Origin of the sequence: Paenibacillus sp. ICGEB2008 (genome assembly GCF_000307675.1) — a bacterium.
In the GTDB taxonomy this organism is placed as follows: Bacteria; Bacillota; Bacilli; order Paenibacillales; family Paenibacillaceae; genus Paenibacillus; species Paenibacillus polymyxa.
This window is the reverse complement of record NZ_AMQU01000014.1, coordinates 175,630-190,784: the sequence shown is the minus strand read 5'-3', so window position 1 is coordinate 190,784 and position 15,155 is coordinate 175,630. Positions and strand designations below refer to the sequence as shown.

At 49.2% G+C, this 15,155-nt stretch carries 16 protein-coding genes; 3 read left to right on the top strand and 13 right to left on the bottom strand.

The genetic code is table 11. The annotated features are described in order from the left end of the window. Positions 1-39 precede the first annotated feature (39 nt). From C400_RS0114040 to C400_RS0113990, 12 genes are all read right to left on the bottom strand, one after another. Positions 40-1,128: a Gfo/Idh/MocA family protein gene (locus C400_RS0114040; protein WP_017427356.1), complete on the bottom strand. Its 1,089-nt coding sequence runs from the start codon at positions 1,126-1,128 to the stop codon at positions 40-42. After that, complete coding sequence (locus C400_RS0114035; RefSeq protein WP_017427355.1) at positions 1,125-2,276, bottom strand: hypothetical protein; 1,152 nt, start codon at positions 2,274-2,276, stop codon at positions 1,125-1,127. The genes C400_RS0114040 and C400_RS0114035 overlap by 4 nt, the downstream gene beginning before the upstream one ends. Before the next feature lie 17 nt (positions 2,277-2,293). Then, the gene (locus tag C400_RS0114030; RefSeq protein ID WP_017427354.1) at positions 2,294-3,826 is read right to left on the bottom strand and encodes a hypothetical protein; all 1,533 of its coding nucleotides are present in this window, start codon (positions 3,824-3,826) and stop codon (positions 2,294-2,296) included. A gap of 49 nt (positions 3,827-3,875) precedes the next feature. Further along, positions 3,876-4,688 (bottom strand): ABC transporter permease, encoded by an 813-nt coding sequence (locus tag C400_RS0114025; RefSeq protein WP_017427353.1) that lies wholly within the window; start codon positions 4,686-4,688, stop codon positions 3,876-3,878. A gap of 1 nt (position 4,689) precedes the next feature. Further along, positions 4,690-4,947, bottom strand: a complete 258-nt coding sequence (locus C400_RS27865) for an ABC-2 family transporter protein (protein ID WP_232795368.1) — start codon at positions 4,945-4,947, stop codon at positions 4,690-4,692. Continuing rightward, positions 4,922-5,497, bottom strand: a complete 576-nt coding sequence (locus C400_RS0114020) for an ABC-2 family transporter protein (RefSeq protein WP_232795367.1) — start codon at positions 5,495-5,497, stop codon at positions 4,922-4,924. Before C400_RS0114020 ends, C400_RS27865 begins: the two co-directional genes overlap by 26 nt. Further along, positions 5,487-6,479 (bottom strand): ABC transporter ATP-binding protein, encoded by a 993-nt coding sequence (locus tag C400_RS0114015; protein WP_016818500.1) that lies wholly within the window; start codon positions 6,477-6,479, stop codon positions 5,487-5,489. Before C400_RS0114015 ends, C400_RS0114020 begins: the two co-directional genes overlap by 11 nt. Positions 6,480-6,549: 70 nt before the next feature. Continuing rightward, on the bottom strand, positions 6,550-7,626 hold the full coding sequence (locus C400_RS0114010; protein ID WP_049885695.1) for a hypothetical protein: 1,077 nt from the start codon (positions 7,624-7,626) through the stop codon (positions 6,550-6,552). Continuing rightward, positions 7,619-7,864 carry an acyl carrier protein gene (locus C400_RS0114005; protein WP_016818498.1) on the bottom strand — a complete coding sequence of 82 codons (246 nt, stop codon included), beginning with the start codon at positions 7,862-7,864 and terminating at the stop codon, positions 7,619-7,621. Before C400_RS0114005 ends, C400_RS0114010 begins: the two co-directional genes overlap by 8 nt. An 18-nt stretch (positions 7,865-7,882) precedes the next feature. Next, entirely contained in the window at positions 7,883-9,259 is a 1,377-nt protein-coding gene (locus C400_RS0114000) for a peptide ligase PGM1-related protein (RefSeq protein WP_016818497.1), read from the bottom strand. A 66-nt stretch (positions 9,260-9,325) separates the two neighbouring features. Continuing rightward, positions 9,326-10,519, bottom strand: a complete 1,194-nt coding sequence (locus tag C400_RS0113995; protein ID WP_016818496.1) for a radical SAM/SPASM domain-containing protein — start codon at positions 10,517-10,519, stop codon at positions 9,326-9,328. Positions 10,520-10,565: 46 nt separating this feature from the next. Continuing rightward, positions 10,566-10,844 (bottom strand): acyl carrier protein, encoded by a 279-nt coding sequence (locus C400_RS0113990; RefSeq protein ID WP_016818495.1) that lies wholly within the window; start codon positions 10,842-10,844, stop codon positions 10,566-10,568. Between the two features lie 365 nt (positions 10,845-11,209). Between C400_RS0113990 and C400_RS0113985 the strand changes: the two genes are divergently transcribed. From C400_RS0113985 to nagA, 3 genes are read left to right on the top strand one after another with little or no spacing between them, the layout of a single operon-like run. Beyond that, positions 11,210-12,076 carry a MurR/RpiR family transcriptional regulator gene (locus tag C400_RS0113985; RefSeq protein WP_017427351.1) on the top strand — a complete coding sequence of 289 codons (867 nt, stop codon included), beginning with the start codon at positions 11,210-11,212 and terminating at the stop codon, positions 12,074-12,076. Positions 12,077-12,078: 2 nt separating this feature from the next. Continuing rightward, positions 12,079-12,807 carry a glucosamine-6-phosphate deaminase gene (gene nagB / locus C400_RS0113980; RefSeq protein WP_017427350.1) on the top strand — a complete coding sequence of 243 codons (729 nt, stop codon included), beginning with the start codon at positions 12,079-12,081 and terminating at the stop codon, positions 12,805-12,807. After that, positions 12,804-14,030, top strand: a complete 1,227-nt coding sequence (gene nagA / locus C400_RS0113975) for an N-acetylglucosamine-6-phosphate deacetylase (RefSeq protein WP_017427349.1) — start codon at positions 12,804-12,806, stop codon at positions 14,028-14,030. Before nagB ends, nagA begins: the two co-directional genes overlap by 4 nt. Positions 14,031-14,124: 94 nt before the next feature. On the opposite strand, the gene C400_RS0113970 is transcribed toward nagA, so the two are convergent. After that, entirely contained in the window at positions 14,125-15,105 is a 981-nt protein-coding gene (locus C400_RS0113970) for a YhcN/YlaJ family sporulation lipoprotein (protein WP_017427348.1), read from the bottom strand. Between the last annotated feature and the right edge of the window lie 50 nt (positions 15,106-15,155).

The window sequence follows — 15,155 nt, the reverse complement described above, 5'->3', positions numbered from 1 at the left end:
TATTACTCGAATTTCACCGATTGAAAACCACAATCATACTCATATGGCATAGATCGCCTCGCCTGAGCGTGCTGCTTGATGAATAGCTGCCAGCAGTCTGACGCGTTCAGCAGCCTCATGAAATGGAATGGGCTCCGTTTCACCCCGGATGATGCTGCAGAAGGCATCCAACTGATTGACATAATAGTTCATGGGCTCAAAAACCGTTTTGCTATGCGAGGATGTCTGTGATAACAAGGACTGTGCTGCCGTATCTGTTATATTCACCGCGATATCCTTCTTTATTTCCGTCTTGAGTGTCATTTTATAAAAGCCTAAATTCGCCCGAAAGCAATCCTTTAAGGTGACTACTGCCGAATCAAAGGTCAGTACATGAGCACAGCGATAAGGTCGCTCAAATGAGAAGAGGGCAGATGCCTCTAGTCCGCTTGGGTAACGGGCTTGTGCACGAAATGTCCAGTCACAGCCATGGGGGCCATCGAAATCCGATTGACTGTGGAATTCCGCCTGCTCCAATCCAACGACGGCCTGAAGCAATTGGAGCCAGTACACACCCAAATCCCAAAAGCAGCCCCCGCCCTGCTCCGGTCGGGATCGGTAATTGTCCGCATGCCCTTCTTTTGCTGGAATGCATAGACTCGTCTCTATGGAGCATAAGCGACCATAGCAACCCGATTCTACGATTCTGCGCAGCTCACGCTGCCAGGGATGATGCTGCACCATGACTCCCTCCAGCAGATAAGCGTTGCTCTGGTCGACGATAGCTGCCAAGGGAGCCAGATCAGCCGTCTGCAGGCATAACGGTTTTTCCACCAGCACGTGCTTATGAGCTTGTAAGGCTCTGCCAATCCACTCAGCATGTAAATCGTTGCTGAGCGCAATATATACAGCGTCGATGTCTGGGTCTTTTAACATATCCTCAGCATGTTGATAAACGACATTGACTCCATAACGCTCTGCCATTTCTTCCGCCTTGGCAACCGTACGGTTCGCAAGCGCGGTCACGCGTGCTCCTGCAACATGTCGGATCGGTTCCAGCAACGCACGAGGGGCAATGGCAGAACAGCCAATGATCCCAAAGCGAATATCTGGCATCGCAGGTTCTTGCGCAGCCGCGGCCGCGTTCATGATCCCTGCTCCATTCCTGATGGCACTTGAATGCTCTTCACATAGGACTCTATATAACGCGGCGTCCGACTGCGCAGCTCTACGATCCTCCGATGCATTTCCTCCAGAATCTGAGCACTGGCGCCATAGGTTCCAATCCACGTCTCGTAGCGCATGCCTAACCCCAGACGTTCCCATAGATCCGCATTATGCTTCTCATGCACACCAAACGGCTCCAGCATAATCAGCGGAGTAGCTGTAGCGAACGAATCGGTCAGGCTGCCGCCACCGGGCTTGCTGACAATGGCCTGGGCGTGACATGCTCGGTCCAGCATGCAATGGTAATCCGGTCCGACCTGATACACCGTTTCCTCACCCATTTTCACCTCTCCGAAAGGTGGAAATGTATGCTCCCCGGCTTCATTTCGTTGCCATGTTCTCCACTGCGGGTCCATCCGAAAATAGCGTATACTGTCCCGCTGTTCATCTGGCTGATCCTGATCATACAGCAGCAGATCCAGTTCCCAGCCCGCTTCTTCCAACCGTCCAACCTTCTCACGGTAGGTGCCCATCCCCCAACCGCCGCCATGTACGAATAAGCGGGATTGCCGTGCTTCAAAAGGGATATGCTCCACTGCCGGGATGTCAATATAGTGGCTGACTCTATTTTTATCGTTTTCAAACAGGGTCGTTTCTCCACAGCCATCAGCAAAATGCGGATGATGCTTGGCTAGATTTTTCCAAGAAGGAGAAGGTGTCGAATCCATATACACGATGTCCACATGTACCGACTCCGGCTCTCTGCGCTTGCGATACTCCTCCAGTACATACATCCAATGACCGGATAAGCATATAAAATACCGCCGATCCTCTTCTATCCATTGGTTCAGCAGTACTTCCATTGCTGCGGGGTCCAGTGAATGACGCATATCCTGCGGAACCTTTTGCGACATTAAGGCCACTGCAAAATTGTCATGGTAAGCTTTCCGACTTTTGTCGACCTTGAGACGGGCCGATTCTGGCAGTACATTTTCAAATACATGGATCGCCGTATCCATGCCCAGCCTGCGAAGACCTGCTTGCAGCAGCAAGCCAGGGGTATAAAAGCCCAATCCGAAACCGGAACACAAAATCGTTACCTTCATAAGCTTCTCCGTACTCTTACGCATGCTTATACGCCTCCCGTTTAATTCAGCACTGTAAAATGTCGCTCTGCCAAAAAACGCTCCAGCTTGGTAGTCAATCGTATTTTTTCCTCATCGCTCGCAGCAACCAGTTCCAAATAAAGCCGGCCTTTGCCTCGTGCCCGTTCATTTCCGTCAGCTTCTTGTTTACCATTCAAATCAGGCTGACTCATGCCGTTCCCTTCTGGTCCGCCATCGCTGGCTCCAATCCCACTTACGCGAACCTGCTTGGCAGATGATCTGCCTCCGCGCCCGGTTGTGTTTCTGCTTGGCGTGGTTGTATGACCTACAGTCTTGTTTTCACCGTCTCGTCCACCTGTGTTTACATATAACGTATTGGCTCCCAGAGGCATGACACCTTCCTCACGCTCACCTGTGAATAGCAATCCTTCATCTTTCAGCCCTTCCAGCAATTCCTCATAGGATAGACTGCCATCATGAGACAGTGAATAATTCGTCAGCGTGCCATGCATATTTTTCCCGGCCAGATAGGTATCGAGCTGATGCTTGATCAAACTCATCGACTTTCTGGCATTAATTTCGATAATGGGCTCCAGCTTCCCGCCGCGAAGTGTCATGGAGTCAATACAAACATCGCCATAATATCCATCCCAATACAATTGCTGCCCCACGTCCTGCATCAAGCTAAAATAGCCGTCGTGTTCCAAACGTTCCATAAAAGCCTTGTCTGGCGATAGGGATTCTCGATAGGCGAATTGAGTATTAGCCAGCCATTGCACAGATATAATGTCGACACGTCCATCATCGCTAATCGTGAATTGGCATGAAAAATCCTGCTCTTTCTCCAGGAAAGGCTCCAGCAGGAACAGTACCCGTTTGCCTTTACGCTCCTGTCCACGCAAATACGATACGACCCGGTCCAGCATTTGTGTCGAGGTAATGTGTAGATTGCCTTTGCCCGATACGCCAAAATCATCCTTGATTAAAAAGCTTCCATCCCGCAGCAGTTTACGTCCTGCTTCAGCGACATCCGCAAACGAAGTCACAATATGGCCTGGATTGCGCAGACCTAGATTGCGTTTTAGCTCAGAGGAATAGGTTTTGGCATTTACCTTGCGAATGGTTTCCAGCGGTGGCTGATGCAATGTAATTCCCCAAGCACGTGCGGCCTCCTCCACATGCGGCAACCCCGCAAATGGACTAAGCACACAGCCCTCCAGCTGAGGAAAACCTTCATCGGCATCCGTCTTGCGACTGCTCAGTAGCTCAAAAACGGATGCGGCCGACACATTGCCCGCCAGTTCCATTCCGTCAGTCAAATCCCGTTCGTTTACAGCCGGATGAAAGCCTAGCTGCGCGATATACTGACGGTGCACAGGTGAAATGGCATAACGTGTCAATAAGGCGTCTCCCGGCTGGCAAAAGCTAAAAAGCAATTCATCCATAGCTGCTACTATGGCCGAAGAAGCCCGGTCAGACAGGGCGGGTAGGGAAGCTAGCTCGGTATCTCGCCAGTAAGCCTCCGCTTCGAACGTTCCCATATATAAATGACGCTGGTTCGGTATCGCATTCATATGATTCGCTTCCTTTCCTGCTTCATTATGAACCTACTACACGGTAGCCCTACTGGCTCGCGCTCGTATAATCACGTAGAGCAAACTGCCATATCAAGCGGATAATCGCCAGCAGCCAGAGAGGTGCGAGAAATGCCCATAGCATCAAACCGGGTTCCATTTTGCCGAGAATGAACATGGGCGGAAAATTACAGATGACAAACACCGGAAGCACAAACAAGCCAATACGCTGAATCAGGTTACTATATACGGCCATCGGCACGTAGTTTGTCTCGAAAATGCTGTTGGACAGCTCTGTAACACCGTTCGTGCGGATAATCCAGAAGGCCAGCAATTGGGGCAGCAAAAACACGGAGTATGCCGTAAGCACTCCGCATCCGAGCAGCACAGCGAATCCTCCCACGGTTTCCACATCAAATGGCAACCCCAGATGATACCAGCCAATGCCTGTCATGATTCCACCGCCCACGACATTCGGCACAGTATAGCCCAGTTCAAATTGACGCAGTGTCACCATAAATTGCAGCGATACTGGTTTGGTCATGAGCACGTCCAGTGAGCCAGTCCGAATTTTGTCAGGCAGGCTTGTAAAATTACTGTAAAATAATCCACTATAAAATCCGCTCATCATCGTAAACACGCCGATATATAAGAGCATGGCATCGGGAGACCAGCCGTTAATGTCCGTCCCAGCGCGATATGGAAGCGATGCGTATAGCAGCTTGATAAACAAATAAGCGGTTTCAACCAGGCATGCACTTATAAAATTAGTGCGGTATTCCATTTGCGACATGACGGAAAACTGGACAAATTTCCAGTACAGTCTGAGGTAACGTCCAACGTTTCGAAAAACATTTTTCATGTTAACCTCCCACCGAGACAAAGCGTTTGACTCCGGCTTGCCACACCCAGCGCGATACGGCCGCCAGCACTGCAATCCAGATCCATTGCACGCCAATGCCTTCAGCGGCTTCCAGCACAGTCAGCTTGCCCGTCAACGCATTCACCGGAAAAAATACGGTATAGCTGAACGGCAGCAGACTGAACAAACGGGCCAACGCATCTCCAAAAATCGTCAGCGGAAACACAGTACCGCTAGCTACATAAATGACAAGCGACACCGTATAAAAAAAGTCCCGCCGATTCTGTCATCCAAAAAGCTATGCCACTCAGCGCATAATAGACCACAAAATTAAGCACAAGTGCTCCCGGCAACGCCAATATGTAAAGCAGGATGTACGATAGCTCGAAGCTAATTTGTCCTTCCAGGCTAAGGCATAACAGCAAAATAGCAGCCGCCAGCAGCACAACTGCGGACTGTATGACTTTGCCTCCAATAAACCGGCAAAAACGGTAGGCAGAATAATGCACAGGCTGTACCATGAATTTTGCCAGTCCACCTTCCTTGATATCTGTAGCAATTTCGTATTCAAAGCCTGTAGCAATCAGTTTTCCAGTTACTCCCGCCATAACCACATACACCAGCATTTCCGGCAGAGAATAGTCCACCACTCTTGCTTGTCCTGAAGAACCGAATACCGCAAGCCAGAGAAAAATTTGTGTCATGATCGGCAGCATAAATCCCGCCATTTGTAGCCAATAATTGGCTCGATACTCCATTTCGTTTTGCATACCAAGCTGGAGCACCTTCACATATTTGTTATTTCGCATCGGCCAGCCTGCCCCCATCATACAAATTGGCTATCCCCTCTTCCAGCGGGACGTCCTCAATCGTAAAATCAACGACAGGCAGTGCATCCAAAATCTTTTTGGACCAAGTCAACGTATCTTCTGCGTCCAGCTCAAATACCGCCTCCAGCTCCGAGTTGGAGCGAAGCTTGCCGAGCCCCGCCAACGTCAGGTTGGATACAGGAGTCTCCAGTCGAACCTTGAGCAGTTTACGAGCACCCATGACCTCATTCACCTTGTGCAAGTCTCCGTCATACACCAATCTGCCCCCACTGATAATGATGGACCTAGTGCATAAATCCTCAATGTCCTTCATGTAGTGGCTTGTCAGCAAAATGGTCGTCCGGTGTGTACGATTATAAGCTTTGAAAAACTCCCGAATCCGCCGCTGAGAAACAAGGTCCAATCCGATGGTCGGCTCATCCAGTAAAATGACTCGTGGGCGATGCAGCAGCGCGGCGATTAGTTCCATTTTCATACGCTCGCCGAGCGATAGTCGCCGCACCTGCACATGAAGCTGCTCCTCCACCCCAAGCAGAGTGACCAGCTCATCCAGCGCCTCTTTATAACGGTTATCATCGATTTCGTAGATAAGCTTGTTCAGCTCGAACGACTCGCTTGCAGGCAAATCCCACCAGAGCTGGTTTTTCTGTCCCATTACGATGGAAAACTGACGTTTAAACTCCTTTTGGCGCTTCCACGGGGTAAAGCCGAGTACCGATGCCTCCCCGTCTGTGGGATGGAGAATGCCGGACAGCATTTTGAGCGTCGTTGTTTTGCCCGCCCCGTTTGGGCCAAGAAATCCGACAATCTCACCTTCCTCAATGCTAAAGCTAACATCCTGCACAGCCTTTTTGGTCAGCTGTTCACGCTTAAACAAATTTTGTAACGATTTGCGCACGCCCGGCTCCTTTTTGTAGTACGTAAACGTTTTCGACAATTGGTTTAATGTAATGGACGGCAATGAATTCCCCTCCTCTTTCCTCTGTGCGTGATACCTGGATGAACATGCCTGATATAGCCGAATGCTTAGACTACTCGGCTGCTTGCTCAGCTAAAATCATCAATTCCTCCAGCATATGGTGCTGTCTTTCAATCAAATGCAGAGCCCGCTCTGTAATCTCAGGCATCCGATGCTTGCGCAGTTGGAGTCCTATTTTGTAAATATGCAGATTAAGCTTGTGCCAATCCCTGTGAAGTGCCTGTGCCAATTCAATGACATGCTGGGTTTGCGGCCCAAGCGTATCTTGATGCAGCCGGCAATAATCAGCTGTATAATCTGTCAAATGAAGAGCGCTGCCTAATCGCAGATTGTAATAGATTTCATGACAATACGTCCGAAACTCCTGATCCTCCATGTCTTCTAACAGATGGAAGTCATCGACAAATGCCCGGTAACCTGCGTCTCCCCGCTTGACCTGCTGATCTGTTGCAACTTTCTCACCCGTCACATACTGACGAATATGGTAAGCACACGCAGCATGCAGCTCCCTTGGCGAAAGCGGGACAGGCTGCTCCACTAGCCATGCATACTCAATAATGCCCTGCATGAGGTCGTCGAGCCGGGCTGAGCCCACATAAGTCATCGCATGTCCTGAGGAATCGAGCAGGAAGCTATCATTCACCTGTGCCGTCCGTTCTTGCAAGTCCAATCCGCACAACTCAATCACATGGCCCCTTGGGTAATTTTTCACATATACGTCGTGATAGGTTAAAGCGGTGCTGGACGTATGCAGCATCGTACCATAGCCGGATGTGAGCACCTGCAACAGGTCGGTTTCATTGCTGACTCCTTCGATCCACGGTTCTACCCGAATAACCGGTCCGCCACTGGCGGCCATTTCTTGAAGCTGCTCCGGATATTTCTCCGGCCCGAAGCGCTTCAAATCTCCACCATACTCTGCGCACATACTCCCACACAGCATGAACAGCTCAGCTTCCGCCATGTTCACCCCATACCTCCGCAATGAAGTACGCAGGGAAGAATATACGCAATGTTTCCCTGGGAGAGCGTTTGCGATTTCTTCTGCACTATGGTCAACTATGGAATCATGACAAGTTCCCATATCGGATTGCGGCCTAGGTCTTGTCTGTTCAGCGCCCTTATGCATATTTGCCCAGCAGACGCTCAATGCCTTGCAGTGTAGATAAATGCTCCAGCACCAAATCGTCGTCCTCCATCGTAATATCAAGCTCATTTTCTAATTCAACAATTAATTCAACAGCAGATAAGGAATTCAGCCCCAAGGTTCGCAGATCCTGATCCGGAGTGAGCTGTTCCAGCTCGCCGGGAGCCAGCTTCAAAACCTTTTCCAGTAAAGGTACTACATGGTATACGTCTGTTTTCATTCTCGATTCCCTCCTAATTTATGAGCATCCTAATCCAGCAATGATACCTTCCAATTTGTGCGCATAAGCATCAGCTTCCTGCCAACTGTCTGCCAAAATAAGTGTAAAAATCCGGTTCACATAGCCCCGCTTCACAGGAATACCAGACAAAGTGCCCGCCGTATAAACAAACACCCCTTCAGGTCGCTCGGGTGTATATAGCAGGCCTTCCTCCGCCAGCAACCCGCACAAACGGCTGTAGGTGAGAGGTGTAGTGGTCACGTTGCGATAATAACGGGACAAGGTCTTATGCTGTTCTCCCAAGACAGAGGACAGGAACGAGATGTAAGTAGACAGGGTAAATCTGCCGTTAATCTCGATCACTGGAACCAGCAAACCATCTTCGTCAACAAAACCGTCAATGGAGGCCATTCCCGTATACCCGATGGAATAGAGATACGTTCCCAACTGATAAGCGCATCGTCTCACTTCTTCCTCCAGCGTTTCGCCAATATCAGCGGGAACCTGGGACCCGATATAGACTGTGCCGTCTACGTTTTGCCTTTTTAGTGAAAACATCGTCACCCCACCGCCCTCGTCAATGCAGAGCTGGTAGTTCAGATCCATTTGCTTATTGTGCCAGCGCTCCACCAGCCAGCCGCCAGAAGACGATGACGAGCCGCCGAAGCGTCTCATCACACTCAGCAGTGTATCCAGCTTGGACAGCTCGTCCAGCATATACATGCCTTGTCCCGAGGCACCGTGCGGCTGCTTAATAATCAGCTTCACGGGCTCGTCCGATAAGCCAGCCAATCTCTCACATTCTCTGCGAATTGCCGCTTCATCTGCACACACAGCGCCTTCACTGACAGCAAAACCAAGCTTTTGTGCGGTCAGACGGCTAAATATTTTATCATTCACCTGGGCGCACACCGCAGATGGAGCGCCGATCAGTTCCAGCCCGCAACGCTCCGCAATCGCTTCCTCCTGCGGTGTGACCGCATAGGGTACGAGCCATGCTTTGGTACCACCGCTGCTATGGCCTGCATCCGCAACCGCGCGTAATCGTGCCAAAAGCGCGTCATCCGCCAGTACCAGCTCTGAAATCGGCGTTAGCGGATCAGAGGGCTCTGGTACCTCAATACGCGGCAGGCTGAAGCCTAACCGCTGAAGCATGTCCAGAAATGCCTCATCCGGCTGTTCACGGAGTACAATGACATCCTGACTTCGGCATAGCAGGAGATTCATTTCCTCCATCCGGTTTACAACCTGCTGTTCATCCCGGTCTACCATGCCCCCCTTCCGGGGGGATGGATGCCACACTTGCTCTGCGCCGATATTAAACAGCCAAATCAGGACCCCATGATCCCGTTCATGAGCAAGTGCTTCCACAAGGTTAATCGTTTTAGTCGTCACGTCTTGTCATCATCCCTCTCTCTTCCATCTAGGAGCAAACAATATCCATAGGAGATCCATAGGAAACTAAATGTATTTCAGAGAGCCTGCCCCGTGCAGATACAGTACACTGCATTTGGAGCACACCGGCGTCAATCCTTCATGGTTAATCTTTTGACGGGTTTTTTCATACGCATCCGAATTCCATATTTCCTTCAGACTGTGCTCACGCAAACTTCCAATTGTGAACTCACTGAAAAATTTGCAAGGCATAACCTTTCCGTCTGGTAAAATATCTGTTCTGGAGGTGAGCGCCAAGCAATGATTGGAACAACGGCTGACCATTTCCTCCCCATGTATAAATTTATCAATTTCCTCATAATCCAAGCCGGGCTGATAGCGCACGCGAATGTTCCATACCCGCTCATTGATCCGCTGTAATTCCTGCATCAGAGGGTCAATGTTAGCCGGGTTGATTTTATATTTGAAAGCATGCCAGCTACTAATATTTTTTTCTTCAAGTTGTCGGAGCCAGGAGAAATTACGTGTAAAATATTCATCCATTTTAAAGGAGGTTTCTTTGGAAATGTACCAGGGGAACGTCAGCAGCACCAGATCCAGCCTCTTGTCCTCCAACATTTGCAGAAATTCGTACATCCGTCCGATCATGTTATCGTTAATGACCGCATGGACAGTTACCCGTCCCTTGTACAATCCCTGATCGCGAAGTTCAATCAGCTTATCCATCTGCCGCATTGTTTTTTGAAAGGTGCCTTTACCGCGTATTAAATCGTGTTCTCTTTCAAAACCTTCAATCGCTATTAACAATTCCAGATTTTCAGACAAGTCCAAAATCCGGTCCAAATATTTATCAATGAGTAGTCCATTTGTACAAAAGGTCATTTCACGCCGATCTTCCGCCAGCACGTCCAAAATTTCATCAAAGCGCCGGTGAAACATCGGTTCACCACCCCACATGTACAGTCGGGACTTAACCTCCTTCGTTTCGCTCAATATCTGCCGGAGCATGTCCGGGGCAAGATCCATATTCTGTTCTTCTTTATCCATCTGGTGATGATAGCCTTCCTCGTTCCATTCAAAGCAGTGCGTGCATCTTAAGTTGCAACGGTTGGTCAGCTTAATACCGATCGTCTGGGGCATGTCCGTTTTGAAAGCAGGGTCCTGTGTTGCGTTACGATAAGACACGGAAGCGTTTTTCAGGTTACGCTTGATGAGCTTGAAAGCCTTCTCATCAATCAGCACATTGCTTTTGGGCTGCATGCTAACACCTCGTTTAATGGATTTTCAGGCAAAGTCTACCCTGCGTTCAGACTGTCTCCATACCTTCCGGGTGCGGCACTTGCTCCGCATCGCTCATTTCTTGAATGTAACTGCAAAACGCATCTACTGAACGGAGATGTTCCAACTCAAAGGAGTCAAAATCAATCTCCACATCAAATGCATCCTCCACTTGCAGCATGAAATGAACCAATTGCAACGAATCTAGTCCTGCATCATGAATAATGTCCGAATGTCCATCCAGCTTAGCGACCAATTCAGGATCTTCCTTGACCGCGCTGATCATTTCAATCACTTGGCTTTGCATAGCAAACTCCTCCTTGTGAATGAGATACTACTCTTCCGTCCAACGATGCCGTCTAAAAAGCTCCTAGAAAATTTCCTTGCTTGGAACTATATTCAATTATACTCCTCCATTGAAGAGACAAGTCAATAGGTTGTTTTGTAAGTAAAAGTCGCAAGATGTAAATTAATGTATGATTACTTCTACAAATTTTTCTGCATTCATCATTCATTTTATAGAAGCTACACTTGAAAGCGATCAGCCTCTCTCCTCTTGTATGAAGAGCGTAATTATTTTACAATATACACGAAAATATTTTTCTTTATTTTATTGAATTAAACGATACTTTTTTTTCATAAAAGCATTATATAGCTAAAGGAGCACAGCCCATGTCCCCCATTCTTCATACATTATCCCATCGACTGGAGCAGTTGCCCGTACAAGAGCGTAAGCTGGCGGAATCTATCCTGCAAGCCCCGGAGAATGTGCTGCACCTGGGTATTCGGGAACTGTCAGAGCGTTGTGGTGTGAGTGCCGCAACCGTTACACGGTTTTGTAAATCACTCCATTTTAAAGGGTATCCCGATTTCAAAATGAAGCTGGCCGCCGAGTTGTCCCATTCCAACCTTACAGGTGAAGAATCCTACCAGGACATTGTGGCTGGAAATTCACTTTCCCGCATCGTGCAAGCTATTCAGGCAAACCATACGGCCTCCATCGCGGACACGACCCGGCTGCTGGATTTCGACAAGCTGGAGCAGGCCATTGCATGGCTGTCAGCCACAAGCCGTATTGATCTCTATGGGATGGCGACATCCTCGATTGTGGCGCAGGATTTTTACCAGAAGCTAATCCGTATTGGCAAGAATAGCACTGCCTTCGCGGATTTTCACATGCAGATCACCTCTGCCTCCTCGCTCGGAGCGGAGGATGTAGCCTTTGCCGTCTCTTATTCAGGAGAAACCCAGGAGACGATTGCGGCTCTCCGCTGTGCAAAGGAACAAGGTGCTAAAACATTATCCCTGACCTCCTTCGGAAACAATACGCTGGCAAGCCTTGCGGATATTGCGCTATTTTCCTCTTCGTTGGAGGAAGGAATGCGACGTGGAGACATGGCCTCCCGCATCGCCCAGCTTCATATTATAGATATCCTGTTTACAGGTATGGTGAGCGCTAATTTTGACAAATATATTCCGAGATTGGAAGGTTCATATCAACAAGTGAGTAAGCTCAAAAAACAACCAGGGGGTCACTAAAGATGAACATTCGCATTTTGAACAGCCGTGAAGACCTGAACGCTACTGCTGCCACTGTGATCGCCAGCTTGCTGCTGTCCAAACCACAAGCTATGCTGGGCTTGGCCACCGGTAGTACGCCGATAGGCATTTACCGACATCTTGCAGATATGTACCGCAAGGGACAGGTGAGCTTTGCACACGCCTATTCCGTCAATCTTGATGAATACGTTGGCCTTACCCCAGAACATCCGCAGAGCTATCGTAGCTTTATGAATGAGCACTTGTTTCAGCATATCGACATTCCCATATCTCATACACGCGTCCCTAACGGGGATGCACTAGATCTCACAGCAGAATGTGCAGCACACGAGCAGGCCATTTTGGATCATGGACCTGTGGATCTCCAATTGCTTGGCATTGGTCATAACGGTCATATCGGCTTTAACGAACCCGGTCACAGCTTGACCGGAGCCACACATGTTGTAGATTTGAAAGAAAGAACGCGCTCAGCGAACGCCCGATTTTTTGGTGATATAGATGCAGTCCCCAGACAAGCAGTGACGATGGGAGTTGGCACCATTCTGAAGGCGAAGCAAATTATGCTGGTGGCCTTTGGCGCAGAGAAGGCCGACATTATAAGGCAGGCTTTAACTGGCCCCGTCACAACGGAGTGTCCGGCTTCCCTGCTGCAATGTCACCCCGATGTGCTTATTTTATTGGATCAGGAAGCAGGAGGATGGTTCAAATGAAGTCAGATGAACTGAACGGTAACATACCGCAGCTATTGTATGGTCAAGTCGTCGTTGGGAAAGACATCATCGACAACGGAGTTGTCATCATTGAGGGGCAATCCATCGTATACATTGGTTCTGAGGAGGATTTGCCCGTGGATTGGACCTCAGTGGTCTTGGGCAATCCGGAAGAAGGTGCCACACAAGCGGCGAATATTGTTCGTCTGGAAGGGGGTTACCTGCTACCAGGCTTTATCGATATTCATGTTCACGGCGGCAACGGTGAGGACTTTATGGACTCAGATTCGAGGGTGCTGGATGTCATCACCTCCTTTCACAGTTCGCAAGGAACGACGGCTATGCTGGCTACCACGATGACCGCGCCCAAGGAACGAATTGATCAGGTATTAAGAGAAGTTCACACATACATGGCACTTCCCATGCCCCATGCTCAGTTGGAGGGGGTGCATCTGGAAGGACCGTTCATTAGTCCGAACTGGGCAGGAGCACAAAACCCGGAACATATCGTGCCTCCGAACCTCGCTTGGGTGGCAGAATGGGAGCAGTGCTATCCGGGCCTTGTTCGCCAGGTCACACTTGCGCCTGAACGAAAAGGCGCCCTTGAGCTCATCACATGGTTGCGTAGCCACGGCATCACCGCGGCGCTCGGTCATACGAATGCTACGTATGAGGAGATTGAACAGGCAGCATCGGCGGGCCTGAACCATGCAGTCCACACCTTTAATGCCATGACTCCGCTGCATCACCGCAAGCCGGGAGCTACGGGAGCTGTACTCGCTGATCCGCGCATTGAAGCAGAGATCATCGCAGATGGCATTCATGTGCATCCTGCCGCCATTTCCCTGCTTGCCAAATTAAAGCAGGACCATAATCTCATCCTCATCACCGATGCCATGTCTGCTACTGGACTGGAAGACGGTCATTATACACTCGGCGATTTGCCAGTGATTGTACAGGACGGTGTCGCACGATTGGAGGATGGCGTCACTTTGGCAGGAAGCACCCTAACGATGATTGAGGGCTTCCGCTATCTCGTTCAACATGTAGGCTTGAGTATTCCCGAGGCATCACAAATGGCCAGCCTGAATCCAGCTCGATCCCTGAACATAGCTGATCGGACAGGTTCACTTGAAGCAGGTAAACAAGCAGATGTCTTGTTGCTGGATGCTGACTTAAATCTGCAAGGGATATGGATTAAAGGAGTTCGCAAATCATTATAGTTATATAATCCCCGCAAAAGAAAGAGCTATTCCATCAGCATAATTGCCGAGATGGGATAGCTCTTCTTTGGATATTCACATTTAAGGGTTTGAATTAGCGATGATTCATTGGTGCGGGCGTATTATTTTGTGGACGTGTTGGTGTATTTTGCATTGGACGGTTTGTATCTGCCGCCGAAGTCGGGAATACACGTTCAATCACATCCACCATTTCATTGCTCAAGCCTCTGATCGGATGACCATTTTGTACACTGCGTGTAAAGTCAGAGGTTTGTTTAACAAAGTCCGGGTTAGCCGATACATGCACCTGTTCAATGGAAGGAGCAAATTGCTTAATCTTGTTAGCAATACGACTCTTGACTGCATCACTTGGTTCATATGCAGTTCTTGCTCCCTCGATGGTGTTGTTGCCGTTATCTGTGCGATTGTTGTTGTTCGTCAAGCCACGCAACATACCATACGAGCCTGTACCCATTGTTCCGTACAAACCGTCGTCACGACGTGCAGGTGTTCCAATCCCGGTAACTCCATTATCTGTCATTCCAGGCGTTGTAGTACCTGTAGTACGGTTCCCTCTAGTGCCATTCACGCCATTCACACTCGGTACATTTCCGTTACCCCCAATACTATTAGCACTTGGAGTACCGTCAATGCTTGGAGCATTGACACCCGTTCCGTTGGCTTGGTCTTTCAAGGAAACGGCTACATAGGCATGTCGTTCACCGACCAGCACTGTCGCAGACTTTACATCCGGCATCTCGGATATACGTTTGGACAAATTGCGATCGACTTGCAGATTACGGATTGGGTGTCCGGTTCTGTTGCCATTTTCATTCAGTGACATTCCGTCCATACCATTGGATTTTACCCCATAACGATTTACACCGTCCATACGGTTTACACCGTCTAAACCATAACGATTCACACCATCCATATTAGGCGTGCTTTGCGCATTATAGCGGGTAGCGTTCGTACGGACGTTATGATTTGCAGTCCCACATCCTGTCAAAGCAGCCATGCTGGCAAGTAAAGCAGCAGAAATCGTCAAACTGATGACCTTCTTAGTTCCTGGCATGAACTCATCCTCCATACATATAAAATGTGTGACGAGATTAGCATGCGCCA